Source organism: Pseudomonas sp. V88_4 (genome assembly GCF_029967985.1).
Lineage (GTDB): Bacteria > Pseudomonadota > Gammaproteobacteria > Pseudomonadales > Pseudomonadaceae > Aquipseudomonas > Aquipseudomonas glycinae.
Map to the genome: position 1 here is coordinate 381,375 of NZ_JASCAF010000002.1, position 18,086 is coordinate 399,460.

Consider the following 18,086-nt stretch of genomic DNA (forward strand, 5'->3'; position numbering starts at 1 on the left):
TGCATGCCGGCGTGGCGCACTATCAGTTTGTGGATGGATCAACTCGACGAGCCGCTGACCGCGCGCCCGTCGCTTGCGCAGGACCTGGACGTCGACGTGGCGATCATCGGCGCCGGTTACACCGGACTGTGGACGGCGTACTACCTGAAACAACAGGCGCCGAGCCTGAACATCGCCATCATCGAAGCGCAAACCGCCGGGTTCGGCGCGTCCGGTCGCAATGGCGGCTGGTTGATGGGCAATCTGCTGGGCGAGGATCGCCTGCTGGCAGGGCTGTCGCCACAACAGCGCCGCGCTTCATTCGACCTGTTGCACAGCATTCCCGATGAAGTAGAAGTCGTCCTCGAACGCGAAGGCATCGACTGTGATTACCGCAAGGGCGGGGTGCTGTACTGCGCCGCGCGCTATCCCGAGCAGGAAGCCAGTCTTCGTGACTACCTGAACAAGCTCCACGCCCAGGGCCTGACCGACGACGATTACCGCTGGCTAAGCCCGGAGCAACTGGCGCAGCAGTTGCGCATCGCCAAACCCTATGGCGCCATCTTCGCCCCGCATGTGGCGACCATTCACCCGGCGAAACTGGTGCGCGGTCTGGCGCGAACCGTCGAAAGGATGGGGGTGAAAATTTACGAAAACAGCCCGGTGACCCATTGGCAGGCCGGCAGTCTGCGTACCGACAAGGCCAGCGTACGCAGCCGCTGGATTGTCCCGGCCATCGAAGGTTATTCCGTCACGCTGCCGCCGCTGGGCCGTTATCAATTACCGGTACAGAGCCTGATCGTCGCCACCGAGCCGTTGTCCGCCGCAACCTGGGACGCAATAGGCCTGAGCCGAGGCCAGGCTTTCAGCGAGTTCAGCCGTCAGGTCACTTATGGCCAGCGCAGTGCCGACAACCGGCTGATCTTCGGCGCCCGTGGCGGTTATCAGTTCGCTGGCAAGCTGCGCCACAACTTCGACCTGACCCGCGAAGAAGTCGAGCTGCGTCGCTACCTGTTCGGCGAGCTGTTCCCGCAACTGAAAAACGTGCAGATCACCCACGCCTGGGGCGGCAACCTCGGCATGTCCCGGCATTTCAAACCGCACATGCTGTGTGACCGGGCCAACGGCATCGCGCTGTCCGGCGGCTATGGCGGGGAGGGTGTCGGCGCTTCCAATCTGGGCGGACGGACGCTGGCGGATCTGATTCTTGAGCGCGACACCGAACTGACGCATCAGCCATGGGTGCTGCCCGACGGCGGGATCCACGCACTGCGAGCGTGGGAGCCCGAGCCGTGCCGCTGGCTCGGCTACAACGCGATCATCAAAAGCTTCGTCCACGAAGACCAGACCCTGGCCAATCCGGCGACCGCACCCTGGCGGCGCAAGCTTGCCCGCCAGGTGGCCGGATTCATGGAAGGTTTCATGCACTAAACGTTTTACTACGAGACAGGTAACGCCATGAGCATCACCCAATTCAAGAACACCGCCACGTTGCAACTGGATGAGTCCAACCCGGTGGCCGTGCCGCTCGGCACGCCGGTAGCGATTGCCTCGACCACCAGCGTCGAGCGCGACGACGGCGTCGAAACCGGGGTCTGGGAATGCACGCCGGGCCGCTGGCGGCGGCAGATCACCGCTCAGGAGTTCTGCCACTTCATTTCCGGTCGCTGCACGTTCACCCCGGACGACGGCGGCGAAACCCTGCACATACAAGGTGGCGACGCACTGATGTTGCCGGCCAACACGCTCGGAATCTGGGACATCGAGGAAACCGTGCGCAAGACCTATGTCCTGATTTTCTGACGTTTTGATCCTTTTGATTGCCTGCCAACAACAATAGCCAATACAGGAATCGATCCATGATCCGAAAGACCCTCGCGCTCGCACCTTTGATGCTCGCCGTTTCCCTCGCTCAGGCTGCGGATACGGTCAAGGTTTACAACTGGTCCGACTACATCGCACCGGATACCGCCAAAAACTTCGAAAAGGCCAGCGGCATCGGCGTCACCTATGACGTCTACGACAGCAACGAAACCCTAGACGGCAAGTTGATGACCGGTAAATCCGGTTATGACGTGGTGTTTCCCTCCAACCATTTCATGGCGCGGCAGATCGAGGGCGGGGCGCTGAAGAAGCTCGACAAGAGCCAGCTGCCCAACTGGAAGAACCTCAACCCGGTGTTGCTCAAGGCCTTGCAGGCCAACGATCCGGGAAACGAACACGGCTTCCCGTACCTGTGGGGCAGCACCGGCATCGGCTACAACATCGCCAAGGTCAAGGCCGTGCTGGGTGATAACGCGCCGGTCGATTCCTGGGATCTGATCTTCAAACCGGAATACATGGAAAAACTGCAGAAATGCGGCGTGGCGATCCTCGACAACGGCCCGGAACTGCTACCGGCAGCGCTCAATTACCTGGGGTTGCCGCACCACAGCAAGAATCCGGAAGACTATAAAAAAGCCGAAGCGCTGCTGATGAAAGTGCGGCCGTACGTCAGCTATTTCCACTCCTCTAAGTACACCAGCGACCTGGCCAACGGTGACATCTGCGTGGCTGTCGGTTTCTCCGGCGACATCCTGCAAGCGGAAAACCGCGCCAAAGAGGCGAAGAACGGCATCGACATCGGCTACGAAATCCCCAAGGAAGGCGCCGCGATCTGGTTCGACATGGTCGCCATGCCGGCCGACGCACCGGACGAGAAGGCCGGCTACGCATTCATGAACTACCTGCTGCGCCCGGACGTGATGGCCGGCATCAGCAACTACGTGCACTACGCCAATGGCAACGAGCAGGCCGACAGCCTGATCGATCCGGCGATCAAGAACGACACCAAGGTGTATCCGAGCCCGGAAATGATGGGCAAGCTGTTCGCGCTGGAAGCGATGCCGCTGAACATCGACCGGATCCGCACGCGGGTGTGGAACAAGATCCGTACTGGCAGCTGAAGAAAAACAGGCGAGGGCGGCACAGCCCTCGCCTGATTATGTTCTGTCGGAATTACTTGATATCAATACACTGGCATCGCACTGATAAAGTGCAGCAAAGTGAGACGTTGCTAACAAAAAACAACTTACCGATATTTAATATTTAAATAAGAAATCGTCAGACAATTAGGCAGGCTCACCAAACTTGCAACATTCTTTCGGCGGCACGCGCTTTGTTTACGGGAGTTTCCCGGAACAGTTCAATTTGATCTCGAAAAAACGCTAGACGACAGATTTCAAATTGTGTCAGGTTTCTTACGCCTTCATTGGGCGAGTGATAGGACAATCTCGCCAGGGGTTGTCGCTATCGGACAAAAACTGTTCCATTGCTAAACAAGGAAGTGTGTTTATGTCGAAAGTAAAAGCTAACGCTGTTGATACCGCCGAACAGGCTTTCCAGCTGGGCGCGGCGCCGCAACCTCTGGCAGCGACCAGCACGGCGTATAACCAGATCAACAGCTTCAGCCATCAGTACGATCGTGGCGGCAACCTCACGGTCAATGGCAAACCCTCCTTCTCCGTCGACCAGGCCGCCACCCAGCTGCTGCGCGACGGCGCTGCCTATCAGGACAAGGATGGCAGCGGCAAGATCGAGCTCACCTACACGTTCCTGACCTCGGCATCGTCCAGCACGATGAACAAGCACGGGATCAGCGGGTTCAGTCAGTTCAGTACCCAACAAAAAGCCCAGGCCGTGCTCGCCATGCAATCCTGGGCCGATGTGGCCAACGTGACCTTCACCGAGAAAGCCTCGGGCGGTGACGGTCACATGACCTTCGGTAACTACAGTGGTGGCCAGGATGGCGCTGCAGCGTTCGCTTATCTGCCAGGCACCGGCGCCGGTTATGACGGCACGTCGTGGTACCTGATCAACAGTGGCTACACGCAAAACAAAAATCCGGATCTGAACAACTACGGACGTCAGACCCTGACCCACGAAATCGGCCACACCCTTGGTCTGGCGCACCCGGGCGACTACAACGCCGGCAACGGCAACCCGACCTACAACGACGCTACCTACGGGCAAGACACCCGCGGCTACAGCGTCATGAGTTACTGGAGCGAAAGCAACACCAGCCAGAACTTCAGCAAGGGCGGTGTGGAAGCCTATTCCTCCGGCCCGCTGATGGATGACATCGCAGCGATCCAGAAGCTCTACGGCGCCAACATGACCACCCGTACCGGTGATACCACTTACGGCTTCAACTCCAACGCAGGTCGCGACTTCCTCAGCGCCTCGTCGTCGGCCGACAAGCTGGTGTTCTCGGTGTGGGATGCAGGCGGCAAGGACACCTTCGACTTCTCGGGTTTCACCCAGAACCAGAAGATCAACCTCAATGAAGCCTCGTTCTCCGACGTGGGCGGCCTGGTGGGCAACGTGTCCATCGCCAAGGGCGTTACCATCGAGAACGCCATCGGCGGTTCGGGCAACGACCTGCTGATCGGCAACAGTGCGGCCAACGAGCTCAAGGGTGGTGCCGGCAACGACATTCTTTACGGAGCCGGTGGTGCCGACAAGCTGTGGGGCGGCGCGGGTTCGGACACCTTTGTGTTCGCGGCCAGCTCGGACTCCAAGCCGGGTGCGATCGATCAGATCCTCGATTTCGTCAGCGGTCTGGACAAAATCGACCTGACCGGTATCACCAAGGGCGCCGGCCTGCACTTCGTCAGCGCCTTCACCGGCGCAGCGGGTGATGCGGTTCTGACGTCGTCGGGCGGTAACAGCCTGCTGTCGGTGGACTTCTCCGGGCACGGCGTGGCTGATTTCCAGGTCAGCACCGTTGGCCAGGCAGCCACCAGCGACATCGTGGCGTGACGTAACACGGGAAAGCGGCGCGTGATGCGCCGCTTTCTTTACTTGCATCGCCATGGCCGGTAAGCAAGGCTACGTGCCGGAGTGAAATTTCCTATGATCCAATTCGCTATTACCCGCAAAGCGGCGGCGTATCTGTTGCCGATGCTGATGATTTCTGGAGAAACAACCATGGCAAGCAGCCTCAGACTTGAAGACCCATCGGTATTTGCCGGGCAGTGGCAGGCGACCCTGAGCGCCCGCAGTGACAGCCCCGAAGCGCAAGCCCTGCAAGACAAACCGTCGAACACCTGCCAGATCGACCTCGAGGCGAACCAGACCTTGGGCAAGGGCGCCGATTGCCTGAGCGCGTGGTTGCAGGACGCCGCCATCGGCTGGTTTCCCGATCCGGACGGTCTGTCGATCACCGGCAAGGAAGGCTCAAGAATCCAGTTTTTCAGCCGACAACGTGAAGGGCTTTATCTGAGCACTTTGAAGTCGGGCCTGGTGATTACACTTGAGCGTTCCTCGCAGCAGCCGTAACGACCGAAACCGACTGACCGTTTAAATATAAAGCGCCCCGTTACAGTTATAAGCGACAGTGCAATAACTTGCAGGCCGGTTTTAATCGCCGAAGTTGTTGTTGAAGTGTAAGCAGGTACTGGCGGTTTATGTCCCGCACGCCATGCGGACAATTAATTGAAGTCTCGCCAAGCAGGGCGGGAAATACCATTTCAGGAATAATCAATGAAGATGGCGAAGGCCCCAGCCACCGCTCCCTTATTCAAGGCATTAGGTGACTATAAAAGCATTCTGATCAGCGTCGGATGCTTTACCGCACTGATTAACGTGCTGATGCTGGTGCCCTCCATATATATGCTTCAGGTCTACGACCGAGTGCTGTCTTCGCAGAACGAAACCACCCTGGCGATGCTGTCGCTGATGGTCGTCGGTTTCTTCGCCTTCATCGGTCTGCTGGAGGTGGTGCGCAGCTTTATCGTGATCCGCATCGGCAGCCAGTTGGAGCGCCGTTTCAATCTGCGGGTCTATCAGGCGGCGTTCGAGCGCAATCTGTTCAAGGGCGAGGGTAACGCCGGGCAGTCCCTGGGCGACCTGACCCACATTCGCCAATTCGTCACCGGGCCTGCGCTGTTCGCGTTCTTCGATGCGCCGTGGTTCCCGGTTTATCTGTTCGTGATTTACCTGTTCAACGTCTGGCTCGGCGTGCTGGCCACGGCAGGTGCGCTGCTGCTGATCGCGCTGGCGTGCCTGAACGAATACATGACCAAAGAGCCGCTGGGCGAAGCCGCCGGTTTCTCGCAGAAGTCCAGCCAGTTGGCCACCAGTCACTTGCACAACGCCGAAACCATTCAAGCCATGGGCATGCTCGGCGCCTTGCGCAAGCGCTGGTTCCAGGTGCATTCGCGCTTCCTCGGCCTGCAGAATCAGGCCAGCGACACTGGCGCGGTGATCAGCTCGCTGAGCAAAACCTTGCGTCTGTGCCTGCAATCGCTGGTGCTGGGCCTCGGCGCACTGCTGGTGATCAAGGGTGACATGACCGCCGGGATGATGATCGCCGGCTCCATTTTGATGGGCCGGGTACTGAGCCCGATCGACCAGTTGATCGCCGTGTGGAAGCAGTGGAGCGGGGCGAAGCTGGCTTACCGTCGCCTCGATGCGTTGCTGCAAGCCTTCCCGCCGAGCGATGACGCCATGGCGCTGCCGGCGCCGAAAGGCCAGATCACTTTCGAACAAGTCAGCGCCGGTCCTCCGGGCCAGCGCGCCGCAACCCTGCATATGGTCAATTTCAACCTGGGGGCCGGTGAAGTGTTGGGCGTGCTCGGTGCTTCCGGCTCCGGCAAATCGACTCTGGCGCGTGTGCTGGTCGGCGTATGGCCGGCCCTTGGCGGCACGGTGCGTCTGGACGGCGCTGATATTCACCGCTGGAACCGCGATCAGCTCGGCCCGTACATCGGCTATCTGCCGCAGGACATCGAACTGTTCAGCGGCAGCATCGCCGAGAACATCGCCCGTTTCAGCGAAGCCGATCCGCAAAAGGTTGTGGCCGCCGCGCAACAGGCCGGCGTGCACGAACTGATTCTGCGCATGCCACAAGGCTACGACACGCAACTGGGCGAGGACGGCAGCGGTTTGTCCGGCGGGCAGAAACAGCGCGTGGCCCTGGCCCGTGCGTTGTACGGCAACCCGAGCCTTGTGGTGCTGGATGAACCTAACTCCAACCTCGACACCGTCGGCGAAGCCGCGCTGTCCAGCGCGATCGTGCAGCTCAAGGCCCAAGGCACGACTGTGGTGCTGGTGACCCACCGTTCTTCGGTGCTGGCCCAGGCCGACAAGCTGCTGGTGCTCAACGACGGTCGCCTGCAAGCCTTCGGCCCGAGCCACGATGTGCTCAAGGCGCTGTCCGGCAACCCGCCCGGCAACCCGCCACAACAAAATGAAAAACCTGCGCAGGCACCGGCCGGGCTCAGCATGAGCCGACAGTATCAGCCGACGACAAGGAATTCGGGTGTATGAGCAGCGCGAGCATGAACACGCAAAACGAAGCCACGATGGAACACGACTACATCACCGAGCGCCCGGAGCGCGACGCAAAGTTTTTCGCCCGCATGGGCTGGATTCTGGCGCTGGTCGGTGCCGGCAGTTTCTTCACCTGGGCGGCATTGGCGCCGTTGGATCAAGGGATTCCGGTACAAGGCACCGTGGTGGTGTCGGGCAAACGCAAAGCCGTGCAGTCGATGAGCAGCGGTGTGGTCAGCCGGATTCTGGTGCGCGAAGGCGAAATCGTGAAGCAGGGCCAGCCGCTGTTCCGTCTCGACCAGACTCAGGTCGCCGCCGACGTGCAGTCGCTGCAGGCGCAATACCGCATGGCTTGGGCCAGTCTTGCGCGCTGGCAGGCCGAGCGTGACAACCTCAAGCAAGTGACCTTTCCGGCAGAGCTGAGCGACAACGCCGATCCGCGCCTGGCACTGGTGCTGGAAGGGCAACGGCAACTCTTCAGCAGCCGCCGCGAAGCGTTTGCCCGCGAGCAGGCCGCCCTGCGTGCCAGCATCGAAGGTGCCACTGCGCAACTGGCGGGCATGCGCCGCGCCCGTACTGACCTCAACGCCCAGGCCGATTCGTTGCAACAGCAACTGAGCAACCTGCAACCGCTGGCCGACAACGGCTACATCCCGCGCAACCGCTTGATGGAATATCAGCGTCAGCTGTCGCAGGTGCAGCAGCAACTGGCCGAGAACACTGGCGAAAGCGGCCGGGTAGAGCAGGGCATTCTTGAGTCGCGCCTCAAACTGCAACAGCACGGCGAGGAGTACCAGAAGGAAGTCCGCACTCAACTGGCTGACGCGCAACTGAAAAGCGTCACGCTGTCGGAGCAACTGACCTCCGCCGGTTTCGACCTGCAACACAGCGAAATCCTTGCCACCGCCGATGGCGTGGCGGTCAACCTCGGCGTGCACACCGAAGGCGCCGTGGTGCGTCAGGGCGAAACCCTGCTGGAAATCGTCCCGCAAGGCACGCGCCTGGAAGTCGAGGGCCACCTGCCGATCAACCTGATCGACAAGGTCGGCACGCACTTGCCGGTCGACATCCTGTTCACCGCATTCAACCAGAGCAAGACGCCACGGGTGCCCGGCGAAGTCAGCCTGATTTCCGCCGACCAGATGGTCGACGAGAAAACCGGCGTGCCGTACTACGTGCTGCGCAGCAGCGTCAGCGATCAGGCCATGGAAAAACTCAACGGCCTGGTAATCAAGCCCGGCATGCCGGCGGAAATGTTCGTGCGCACTGGCGAACGTTCACTCCTCAACTACCTGTTCAAGCCGCTGCTCGACCGCGCCGGTTCCGCGTTGACCGAAGAATAAGGATGTTCGGCTGTATGAATAAGCTTTCCATGCTGGCGGCAGCGTTCGCGCTGCTCGCGGGCAACAGTGCAGTGGCGGCCATGGGGCCGTTCGAGATCTACGAACAGGCGTTGCGCAATGACCCGGTGTTCCTCGGCGCGATCAAGGAGCGCGACGCCGGCCTCGAAAACCGTGCCATCGGCCGCGCCGGCCTGTTGCCGAAACTGGGTTACAACTACAACAAGGGCCGCAACTCGTCGAAGGCCACGTCCCTCGACGAACGCGCGCGCAATCGCACCGATGAGCGTAATTACAGCAGCTATGGCTCAAGCCTGACCCTGCAACAACCGTTGCTCGACTACGAAGCCTACGCGGCCTATCGCAAGGGCGTGGCCCAGTCTCTGTTTGCCGATGAGAACTTTCGCGGCAAGAGCCAGGAACTGCTGGTTCGCGTACTGGATAACTACACCAAGGCCTTGTTTGCCCAGGACCAGATCGACATCGCGCAGGCCAAGAAAAAGGCCTACGAGCAGCAGTTCCAGCAGAACGAGCACATGTTCAAGCAGGGCGAGGGCACTCGCACCGACATCCTCGAAGCCGAATCGCGTTACGAACTGGCGACTGCCGAGGAAATCGAGGCTCGCGACGAGCAGGATGCCGCGCTACGGGAGCTGGGCGCATTGGTAGGCGTGCCGGCGATGGACATCAGTGATCTGGCGCCGCTGGATCAGAACTTCCAGACGTTCGCCTTGGTGCCGGCCAACTACGACACCTGGCATGAGCTGGCGGTCAGCAACAACCCGAACCTCGCGTCCCAGCGTCAGGCCGTGGAAGTGGCGCGGTACGAAGTCGAGCGCAACCGCGCCGGGCACCTGCCGAAAGTCAGCGCTTACGCCACGATGCGCCAGAACGAGTCGGAAAGCGGCAACACCTACAACCAGCGTTACGAAACCAACACCATCGGTTTCGAAGTCAGCGTGCCGTTGTATGCCGGTGGCGGCGTGTCGGCTTCGACCCGTCAGGCCAGCCGCACCATGGAACAGGCCGAATACGAACTGGACGGCAAGACCCGCGAGACGCTGATCGAGTTGCGTCGCCAGTTCAGTGCGTGCCTGTCCGGGGTCAACAAGCTGCGCGCCTATCAAAAGGCCCTGGCCTCGGCCGAAGCGCTGGTGGTGTCGACCAAACAAAGCATTCTCGGCGGTGAGCGCACCAACCTCGACGCCCTGAACGCCGAACAACAACTGTTTACCACCCGCCGTGATCTGGCCCAGGCCCGCTATGACTACCTTATGGCCTGGACCAAGTTGCATTACTACGCGGGCACCTTGAGCGAGCAGGATCTGGCGCGGGTGGACGAGGCGTTTGGTGTGGCTCGGCGTTGATGTGCATGGCTTCAGACCGGCCCTCACCCTAACCCTCTCCCGGAGGGAGAGGGGACTGATCGGGGGATATTTTGGAGGTACACCGACCTGATCGGGCGTCGCCGAATCCAGCATCGACCCGGTTTTTTCAGGTCGATGTATGACGCAAGACACCTCGGTCAGCTCCCTCTCCTTGGGGAGAGGGCTGGGGTGAGGGGAATGGGCAACACCGCAGAATAAACCTGCATAAAACAATAAAAGTGAGTGGTGAACATGGACGTACGCATCAAGCCGATTTCGGTCGGCACCCTGCTGCTTGTGATTTCTTCGACCCAGGCTCAGGCCCAATACCTCGAAGCCGGAAAACCCGGCGATCCGGCCAGTTGGCGCAGTGCCGAATTCCTGCGGGACTGGGGCCTGGGCCGGATGCAGGCCGATCAGGCCTACGCCGTCGGCATCACCGGCAAGGGGGTGAAAATCGGCGCGCTGGACTCCGGCTTCGACGCCGCCCATCCCGAATTCGCCCGTGACCGCTATCACCCGGTGCTGGCCAGCGGCAGCTACCTCGACGGCTCGCTATTCAACGTCAACGGCACCCTCAACCCGAACAACGACTCCCACGGCACCCACGTGGTCGGCACCATGGGCGCGTCCCGCGATGGCACCGGCATGCATGGCGTGGCGTACAACGCGCAGATCTACGTCGGCAACACCAACAAGAACGACAGTTTCCTGTTCGGCCCCAACCCTGATCCGCGTTACTTCAAAGCGGTGTACGACGCCTTGGCCGATGCCGGCGTGCGGGCGATCAACAACAGTTGGGGCAGCCAGCCGCCGGATGTCAGTTACCGAACCCTCGCGGACTTGCACGCCGCTTACGCTCAGCACTGGAACAAGGGCACCTGGCTGGATGCGGCGGCAGACGTTTCCCGTCGTGGCGTGATCAACGTGTTCAGCGCCGGCAACAGCGGCTACCCGAATGCCAGCGTGCGTTCGGCGCTGCCGTACTTTCAGCCAGACCTGGAAGGCCACTGGCTGGCAGTTTCCGGTCTCGACCAAAGCAATCAGCAAAAGTACAACCAGTGCGGCATCGCCAAATACTGGTGCATCACCACGCCGGGGGCAAAGATCGACAGCACCATTCCCGACGGCGGTTATGCGATCAAATCCGGCACCTCGATGGCCGCGCCACACGCCACCGGCGCACTGGCGCTGGTGATGGAACGCTACCCGTACATGAACAACCAGCAGGCTCTCGAAGTGCTGCTGACCACCGCCACTCAACTCGACGGCTCGGTGACCGACGCGCCGACCGAGCGAGTCGGCTGGGGCGTGGCCAACCTGTACCGGGCGATGCGCGGGCCGGGGCAATTGCTCGGGGCTTTTGACGCGAATCTGGCGGCCGGGCAGAGCGATGTCTGGAGCAATGACATCAGCGACAAGGCGCTGATCCAGCGCCAGAGCGAAGACCTCGCCGAACAAAGCGCCTGGCAGCAAACCCTGCAAAGCAAGGGCTGGCAGAACGGTGTGCCGGCTGGTGCCAGCCAACAGGATCAAACCGATTACGCCGTAGGCATGGCCCGCGACGCAGCGGCGGCCGGTCGGGTTTATCAAGGCAGTCTGATCAAGTCCGGTGAAGGTCGACTGATTTTGACCGGTGACAACACCTATCGCGGGCCGACCACGGTCAATGGCGGTCTGCTGACGGTAAACGGTTCGCTGACCTCCGCCGTGACCGTCAATGACGGCGGCACCCTCGGCGGCTCAGGGCGGATCGGCGCAGTGACCGCCAATAGCGGTGGCCGTGTGGCACCGGGCAACTCGATCGGTATTTTGAACGTGGCCGGTGACGTAACCTTCGCGCCAGGCTCGACCTACGCCGTGGAGTTGTCTCCCACCAGCAGCGACCGCATCGTCGCCGGCGGCAATGCGTCGATCAACGGCGCCACCGTGAGCCTGTCGCTGGAAAACAGCCCGACACTGCTCAGCACCAGCGAAGCCAGAAGCCTGCTCGGCCAGCAGTACAACATTCTGCAAGCGGCGGGCGGCATTCAGGGTCGGTTCGGTGCAGTGCTGCCGGATTATCTGTTCATCGGTGGCAGCCTGGCCTACAGCGGCAACGGCATCGGCTTGAGTGTCGAACGCAACGCGACATCCTTCGCCAGCGTCGGCCAGACCCCGAATCAACGTGCTGTGGCTGCCGCCGTGGAAGGCATGGGCGCGGGCAGTTCGGTTTACGAAAGCCTGCTGTTGTCGGCCACCGCCAGCGACGCGCAACAAGCCTTTCAACAGTTGAGTGGCGAAATCTACCCGGCCCTCGGCTCGATGCTGATCAACGACAGCCGGCAACTGCGCGATGCCATCGGCGAACGCCTGCATGACGCCCAAGCCACGCAAAGCAATGGCTGGATCAAGGCCCTCGGCGCCTGGGGCACAACCGACTCGCGCCACGATACCGCCGGTTACAGCACCTCCATCGGTGGCTTGCTGGCCGGTGTCGACGGCGCGGTCGACGAGCAGACCCGCATCGGTCTGGTCACCGGTTACAGCGACAGCTCGCTGAGCATGGGCTCGGGCACCCACTCCTCGGCCAAGGTCGACAGCTATCACCTCGGCGCCTACGCCGGTCACGACATCGGCGCGTGGCGTCTGAGCACCGGCGCCGCCTACAGCTGGCATCGCGCCGATGTGAAACGCGACTTGCAGTACGGCAACGTCAGCGCCAGGCAGAAAGCCAAAGTCGATGCCGCCACCACTCAGGTATTCGGCGAAGCGGCCTATCGACTGAACCTGCAACCGCTGGCCCTGGAACCGTTCGCCAACCTGGCTTACGTGCACCTCGATACCGACGGCTTCACCGAGAAGGGCGACGCCGCCGCGCTGAAAAGCGGCGACGACCAGCGCGATGCGGTGCTGAGCACCCTCGGCGTGCGGGCGATCAAGAGCTTTGACCTGCCGTCCGCGCAGAAACTGGACGTGAGCGGGCATCTGGGCTGGCAGCACAGCCTGACCGACATCGACTCCGAACAGCATTTGCGCTTCGCCAGCGGCAGCGCGCCGTACACGGTCGAAAGCTCGCCACTGGTGCGCGACGCCGCGCTGGTCGGCGTGCAGGCCAGCCTGGCACTGACCCGCGACGTGCGGGTGAACCTCGATTACACCGGACAACTGGCCAGCCGCGAGAAGCAGCACGGCGTGGGCCTGAGCCTGAACTGGCAGTTCTAAACACACGGATTTTTCGCAACATCACTAAGGAAGGTCGCTGGATGAAAAACAACAACACCCCCGCGCAATCGGGTGGATGCTTTCGCCTGAAAACTCTGAACTTTGCCTTGCTCTGCGCGATGGCCACCTGGGGCAGCGCGCACGCCGCGCCCTACGTGGAAAGCGGCCGGGCAGGGGATCCGGGCAGTTGGCGCAGTGCCGAGTTCAAGGCCGACTGGGGCCTGGGCGCCATCGGCGCGGATTACGCTTACGCCGCCGGCTACACCGGCAAGGGCGTGAAACTGGGGATCTTCGACCAACCGGTCTACGCCGCGCATCCGGAGTTTTCCGGCAGCAACAAGGTCATTACCCTGGTGACCTCGGGGATCCGCGAATACACCGACCCGTACATCCCGGTCAAAGCCGGGGACGCGTTCCGCTATGACGGCTCGCCCTCGGTCGGTTCCGACGGCAAGCTCGGCGCCCACGGCACCCACGTCGGCGGTATCGCCGCCGGCAGCCGTGACGGCGGGCCGATGCACGGTGTCGCATTCGGTGCACAGATCATCAGCGCCGACAACGGCGACCCGGGCCCGGAAGACGGCATCGTGCGCGGCAACGACGGCGCGGTGTACAAGGCCGGCTGGGATGCGCTGATCGCCAGCGGCGCGCGGATCATCAACAACAGCTGGGGCATCGGCATCACCGACCGTTTCGACCTCGGTGGCCGCGACCCGGCGTATCCGCACTTCACCGTCAACGATGCGCAACTGCAGTTCAACGAGATCCGCACACTGCTGGGCACCAAACCCGGCGGCGCCTACGACGGTGCCATCGCCGCCGCACGCAGCGGGATCGTGACGATTTTCGCGGCGGGCAACGACTACAACCTGAACAACCCGGACGCCATCGCCGGCCTCGGTTACTTTGTGCCGGACATCGCGCCGAACTGGATCACCGTCGCCGCATTGCAGAGGAACCCGGATCAGACCAGCGCCAATCCGTACATCATGAGTACGTTTTCTTCGCGCTGCGGCTACACCGCCAGTTTCTGCGTTTCGGCACCGGGCACGCAGATCTACAGTTCGATCATCGAAGGCACCAACGCCGACAACCTGACCACCGGCTACAAGAACTACAACGGCACCTCGATGGCCGCGCCACACGTGGCCGGCTCCATGGCAGTGCTGATGGAGCGCTTCCCGTACATGACCGGCGATCAGGTCGCCAGCGTGTTGCGCACCACGGCCACTGACCTCGGCGCACCGGGCATCGACGCCCTGTACGGCTGGGGCATGATCAACCTGCGCAAGGGCATCGACGGCCCGGCGATGTTCGTCACCGAGCAGGACATTCCCGAAGAATTCCGCATCCAGGGCGCCTACGGTTCCGGCCAGTTCGTGGCCGATCTGCCAGGCATCGGCGCGATCATCGATGCGGGCAAACCCACCGAGCGCGTGTGCAACGACATCACCTGCGGGCTCGACACCTGGCGCAACGATATTTCCGGTCATGGCGGTCTGACCAAGCAAGGCATCGGCACTCTGGTGATGACAGGCAACAACACCTACAGCGGCCCGACTCTGGTCAATCAGGGGCGACTGGCAATCAACGGCTCGCTGCAATCGGCGGTGACGGTCAATGAGGGCGGCGTCCTCGGCGGCAACGGCCGGATCGCCGCGCTGACCGCCAATCGCGGCGGTACCGTGGCGCCGGGCAATTCCATCGGCACCTTGAACGTGGCCGGTGACGTGACCTTCGCCCCAGGTTCGATCTACGCGGTGGAAGTGTCCCCGACCAGCAGTGACCGGATCGTCGCCGGTGGCAAAGCGCTGATCGAAGGCGCAACCGTAACCCTGTCGCTGGAAAACAGCCCGACGCTGTTGACCACCGGCGAAGTGAAAAGCCTGCTTGGCACCCAGTTCAACATCTTGCAGGCAGCGGGCGGCATTGAAGGGCAGTTCGGGCAAGTGTTGCCCGACTACGCGTTCCTCGGCGGCACCCTGGCTTACTCGGCTAGCGGTGTGCAACTGGACGTCGGCCGTAATGGCGCCTCGTTCGCCAGCGTCGGCCTGACCCCGAACCAGCGCGCGGTCGGTGCAGCCGCCGAACGCCTCGGCGCCGGCAATGCGTTGTTCGAAACCCTGTTGCTGTCGCCGTCGGCGGCCGCTGCGCAGGATGCCTTCCAGCAACTGTCCGGCGAGATTCACCCGGCCATCGGCACGCTGCTGATCAACGACAGCCGCTACCTGCGCGATGCCGTGGGCGAACGTCTGCGCGAGCGTGATCTGTTCGATGCCGGCGCGCCGACCGATGACCGCAGCAACGCCTGGCTCAAAGTGCTGGGCGCCTGGGGCAAGAGCGATGGCGGGTCGAAATACGCCGATTCCACCAGCTCCATCGGCGGCCTGCTGGCCGGGGTCGACGGCTTGATCGCTGAAGATACCCGTCTGGGTTTCGTTACCGGTTATAGCGACAGCTCGTTGAGCATGGGAGACGGGACACATTCGTCCGCCTCGGTCGACAGCTATCACCTGGGCGCTTACCTGGGTCATCAGATCGATGCGTTGCGTCTGACCGCCGGTGCGGCCTACAGCTGGCACCGCATCGACGTCAAACGCGACCTGCAGTTCGGAGGCGTCAGCGGCAAACAGAAGACCAAGCGTGATGCAACCACCGCGCAACTGTTCACCGAAGCGGCCTACGACCTGGGCCTGCAACCGATGAACCTGGAGCCGTTCGCCAATCTGGCCTACGTGCACCTCAACAGCGACAGCTTCACCGAGAAGGGTGATGCCGCCGCACTGAAGGGCGGTGAAGACAACCGCGATGTGGTGCTGTCGACCCTCGGTGTGCGGGCCAAACGCACGTTTGCCCTGTCGGAGAAACACCAGCTGGAACTGGGCGCCAGCCTGGGTTGGCAGCACAACTTGAGCAGCGTGGATTCCGACAGTCACCTGGCGTTCGCCAATGGCAACAGTGCGTTCACCGTGCAAAGTGTGTCGATGGATCGAGATGCCGCGGTGGTCGGTGTGCGCGCCGGTCTGGCGCTGAACCGCGATGTTCGGGTCAACCTGGACTACAACGGGCTGATCGGCTCCAACGAAAAGGACCACGGCGTGGGCCTGACGCTGGACTGGCAGTTCTAAGGGGTAACGGCAGTTCTTTCGAGAACTGCCGTTTTTTAAAGGAAGAGAGAGCACAACATGGGACTGTTCGATTACAAAAATGCCGACGGCAAAGCGCTGTACAGCGATGCCATCGCCCTGACGCTGTATGCCTACACGCCGACTGGCCAAGCCTTGCCCGGTACAGGCTGGAAGCCGATCGGCGCCACGGCGCTGGGCTATCAGGGCAAGGTCGGGGCACAGGGCACGTTCTTCGGCGAGAAGGACGGCTTCACCAGCGCCGAAGCCGAAGTGCTCGGCAAGTACGACGCCGCGGGCAAGCTGATCGGCATCGGCGTGGCCTTCCGCGGCACCGGCGGGCTGGGTTACAGCGACACCTTCGGCGACATGAAAAACAATCTGCTGGCTGCCATTGGCCCGTCGGACTACGCCACTCAGTACGCGAAAAACGCCTTCGACAACCTGCTCAAATCGGTAGCGGCTTTCGCTGTCGCCCACGGCATTGCGGCCAAGGACGTACTTGTCAGCGGCCATAGCCTCGGCGGTCTCGGGGTCAACAGCGTGGCGGAGTTGAGCGCGAGCAACTGGGGCGGGTTCTTCAAGGACGCCAACTACATTTCGTTCGCCTCGCCGACCCAGAGCAGCACCGGCACGAACGTGCTGAACATCGGCTACGAAAACGACCCGGTGTTCCGCGTGCTCGACGGCACCACGTTCAGTACCGCGTCGATGGGCAAGCACGACAAACCGCACGATTCGACCACCGACAACATCGTCAACTTCAACGACAACTACGCGTCTACCGCGCAGAACCTGGTGCCGTTCAGCATTGCCAATCCGCTGAACTGGTCGGCCCACAGCTCGCTGGGGTATGCCGACGGCCTGAATCGGGTGATCGCGTCGAAATTCTACGGCCTGACGCACAAGGACTCGACGATCATCGTCTCCAACCTTGAGCAAGCGTCGCGGGGCAAGACCTGGGTCGAGGATCTGGGCCGCAGCGGCGAGCCGCACACCGGCAGCACGTTCATCATCGGCACCGACAGCGGCGACTGGCTCAAGGGCGGGGCGGGCAACGACTTCCTCGAAGGCCTGGGCGGCGATGACCGTTTCCGTGATGACGGCGGTTTCAACATCCTGCTCGGTGGCCAGGGCCACAACACCTTCGAGCTGCAAAAGCCGCTGCAGAACTTCAGCTTCGCCAACGACGGCGACGGCACGCTGTACGTGCGTGACGCCTACGGCGGCATCAGCATGACCCGCGACATCGGCGCGCTGGTGAGCAAGGAGTCGGGTTCGTGGTGGGGCAGCAAGGAAATCACCTGGACGGTCACCGCCAAAGGCCTGGCCAACGGTGCCGAACTGAGCCAGTACAACCATTCGCTCAGCGGCGGCGCCATGGGCGACATCCTCAAAGCCACCGCCGACGGCGACTGGCTGTTCGGACTGGCCGGCAACGATCACCTGCTAAGCGACAAGGCCCACGTGACCTTCGTCGGCGGTGCCGGCAACGACGTGATGAGCGCGGTGGGTGGCAACAACACCTTCCTGTTCAGCGGCGCCTTCGGCTTCGACGCGATCAATGGCTACCAGGGCAGCGACAAACTGGTGTTCATGGGCGTCGAAGGCGCGGGGCAGGGCTACGACTACAAGCAACACGCGTCGCAGTCCGGCAGCGATACTGTGCTGAAGATTGGCGACTTTGCCGTGACGCTGATCGGGGTCGGTGTGGCTAACCTGTCGGATTCGAGTTTCGTCTTCGCCTGACAAACGAA

11 protein-coding genes are annotated in these 18,086 nt (G+C 62.0%); all 11 read left to right on the plus strand.

The genetic code is table 11. The features are described from left to right. Window positions 1–3: 3 nt before the first annotated feature. The 11 genes from QLG12_RS04350 to QLG12_RS04400 all read left to right on the plus strand — a co-directional run bounded on the left by QLG12_RS04350 (window position 4) and on the right by QLG12_RS04400 (window position 18,078). On the plus strand, window positions 4–1,410 hold the full coding sequence (locus QLG12_RS04350) for an FAD-dependent oxidoreductase (RefSeq protein WP_236192891.1): 1,407 nt from the start codon (window positions 4–6) through the stop codon (window positions 1,408–1,410). Window positions 1,411–1,437: 27 nt separating this feature from the next. Continuing rightward, window positions 1,438–1,782, plus strand: coding sequence for a cupin domain-containing protein (locus tag QLG12_RS04355; protein WP_011334089.1), 345 nt, complete (start codon window positions 1,438–1,440; stop codon window positions 1,780–1,782). Between the two features lie 56 nt (window positions 1,783–1,838). Further along, a complete protein-coding gene (locus QLG12_RS04360) occupies window positions 1,839–2,924 on the plus strand; it encodes a polyamine ABC transporter substrate-binding protein (RefSeq protein WP_197868131.1) in 1,086 nt (361 codons plus the stop codon). Window positions 2,925–3,312: 388 nt separating this feature from the next. Continuing rightward, window positions 3,313–4,779 (plus strand): serralysin family metalloprotease, encoded by a 1,467-nt coding sequence (locus QLG12_RS04365; RefSeq protein ID WP_236192890.1) that lies wholly within the window; start codon window positions 3,313–3,315, stop codon window positions 4,777–4,779. Window positions 4,780–4,872: 93 nt separating this feature from the next. Then, on the plus strand, window positions 4,873–5,298 hold the full coding sequence (locus tag QLG12_RS04370; RefSeq protein WP_159085215.1) for an AprI/Inh family metalloprotease inhibitor: 426 nt from the start codon (window positions 4,873–4,875) through the stop codon (window positions 5,296–5,298). A gap of 204 nt (window positions 5,299–5,502) precedes the next feature. Further along, entirely contained in the window at window positions 5,503–7,290 is a 1,788-nt protein-coding gene (locus QLG12_RS04375; RefSeq protein WP_282473981.1) for a type I secretion system permease/ATPase, read from the plus strand. Further along, entirely contained in the window at window positions 7,287–8,636 is a 1,350-nt protein-coding gene (locus QLG12_RS04380; protein WP_085654085.1) for an HlyD family type I secretion periplasmic adaptor subunit, read from the plus strand. Before QLG12_RS04375 ends, QLG12_RS04380 begins: the two co-directional genes overlap by 4 nt. A gap of 2 nt (window positions 8,637–8,638) precedes the next feature. Further along, window positions 8,639–10,000, plus strand: coding sequence for a TolC family outer membrane protein (locus QLG12_RS04385; RefSeq protein WP_197868129.1), 1,362 nt, complete (start codon window positions 8,639–8,641; stop codon window positions 9,998–10,000). Between the two features lie 252 nt (window positions 10,001–10,252). Beyond that, on the plus strand, window positions 10,253–13,204 hold the full coding sequence (locus tag QLG12_RS04390; protein WP_282473982.1) for an autotransporter serine protease: 2,952 nt from the start codon (window positions 10,253–10,255) through the stop codon (window positions 13,202–13,204). A gap of 41 nt (window positions 13,205–13,245) precedes the next feature. Beyond that, window positions 13,246–16,332 (plus strand): autotransporter serine protease, encoded by a 3,087-nt coding sequence (locus tag QLG12_RS04395; protein ID WP_282473983.1) that lies wholly within the window; start codon window positions 13,246–13,248, stop codon window positions 16,330–16,332. Window positions 16,333–16,389: 57 nt separating this feature from the next. Next, window positions 16,390–18,078: a polyurethanase gene (locus tag QLG12_RS04400; RefSeq protein ID WP_282473984.1), complete on the plus strand. Its 1,689-nt coding sequence runs from the start codon at window positions 16,390–16,392 to the stop codon at window positions 18,076–18,078. Window positions 18,079–18,086: the final 8 nt, after the last annotated feature.

Bases quoted from the DNA above. Each gene is read 5' to 3' on its own strand.
- QLG12_RS04360 (WP_197868131.1), top strand. From the start codon at position 1,839: ATGATCCGAAAGACCCTCGCGCTCGCACCTTTGATGCTCGCCGTTTCC.
- QLG12_RS04350 (WP_236192891.1), top strand. From the start codon at position 4: ATGCCGGCGTGGCGCACTATCAGTTTGTGGATGGATCAACTCGACGAG.
- QLG12_RS04400 (WP_282473984.1), top strand. From the start codon at position 16,390: ATGGGACTGTTCGATTACAAAAATGCCGACGGCAAAGCGCTGTACAGC.
- QLG12_RS04375 (WP_282473981.1), top strand. From the start codon at position 5,503: ATGAAGATGGCGAAGGCCCCAGCCACCGCTCCCTTATTCAAGGCATTA.
- QLG12_RS04370 (WP_159085215.1), top strand. From the start codon at position 4,873: ATGATCCAATTCGCTATTACCCGCAAAGCGGCGGCGTATCTGTTGCCG.
- QLG12_RS04380 (WP_085654085.1), top strand. From the start codon at position 7,287: ATGAGCAGCGCGAGCATGAACACGCAAAACGAAGCCACGATGGAACAC.
- QLG12_RS04395 (WP_282473983.1), top strand. From the start codon at position 13,246: ATGAAAAACAACAACACCCCCGCGCAATCGGGTGGATGCTTTCGCCTG.
- QLG12_RS04355 (WP_011334089.1), top strand. From the start codon at position 1,438: ATGAGCATCACCCAATTCAAGAACACCGCCACGTTGCAACTGGATGAG.
- QLG12_RS04365 (WP_236192890.1), top strand. From the start codon at position 3,313: ATGTCGAAAGTAAAAGCTAACGCTGTTGATACCGCCGAACAGGCTTTC.
- QLG12_RS04385 (WP_197868129.1), top strand. From the start codon at position 8,639: ATGTTCGGCTGTATGAATAAGCTTTCCATGCTGGCGGCAGCGTTCGCG.
- QLG12_RS04390 (WP_282473982.1), top strand. From the start codon at position 10,253: ATGGACGTACGCATCAAGCCGATTTCGGTCGGCACCCTGCTGCTTGTG.